Source organism: Polaromonas sp. P1_G2 (assembly GCF_056405515.1).
This window is the reverse complement of sequence record NZ_JBFUBY010000897.1, coordinates 1-518: the sequence shown is the minus strand read 5'-3', so window position 1 is coordinate 518 and position 518 is coordinate 1. Positions and strand designations below refer to the sequence as shown.

Below are 518 nucleotides of genomic sequence, written 5' to 3'. Positions count from 1 at the left end.
CGGCGATCCCGTCCACATCATCTTCTGCCGCAATGTRMTKATCTATTTCGACAAAGATACACAGGCAGGTGTCTTGCGCCGCCTCTGCGACTGCCTTACCCCCGGTGGCTATCTCTTCATCGGCCATTCCGAATCCGTCGGCGGGTTCGATCTGCCGCTGAAGACTGTCGCCAACACTGTATTCCAACGGATTTGAGGGCAGATGCCGACCAAGAAGACCCGCGTGCTGATCGTCGATGACTCCGCCAGCGTYCGCCAGACACTTTCCCAGGTGCTGCAGCAGGACCCTGAAATCGAAGTGATCGGCACGGCATCCGACCCCTTCATCGCCGCCAAGCGCATTCGTGACGAGATCCCGGACGTCATAACGCTCGACGTCGAAATGCCGAACACGGACGGCATCACCTTCCTTCGCAAGCTGATGAGCCAGCACCCGATCCCGGTGGTCATGTGCTCATCACTGACCGAAGAGGGCTCGCAGACGCTGCTGCAGGCACTTGAAGCCGGCGCGGTCGACA

The 518-nt window shown here is 59.5% G+C and carries 2 protein-coding genes; both read left to right on the top strand.

What is annotated here, in order from left to right:
* Nucleotides 1-196, top strand: a 196-nt coding sequence (locus AC1D0P_RS28225; RefSeq protein WP_477679755.1) for a CheR family methyltransferase, incomplete at its 5' end; no start/stop codon positions are given.
* A 6-nt stretch (nucleotides 197-202) separates the two neighbouring features.
* On the top strand, nucleotides 203-518 hold a 316-nt coding region (locus tag AC1D0P_RS28220; RefSeq protein WP_477679754.1), incomplete at its 3' end, for a response regulator.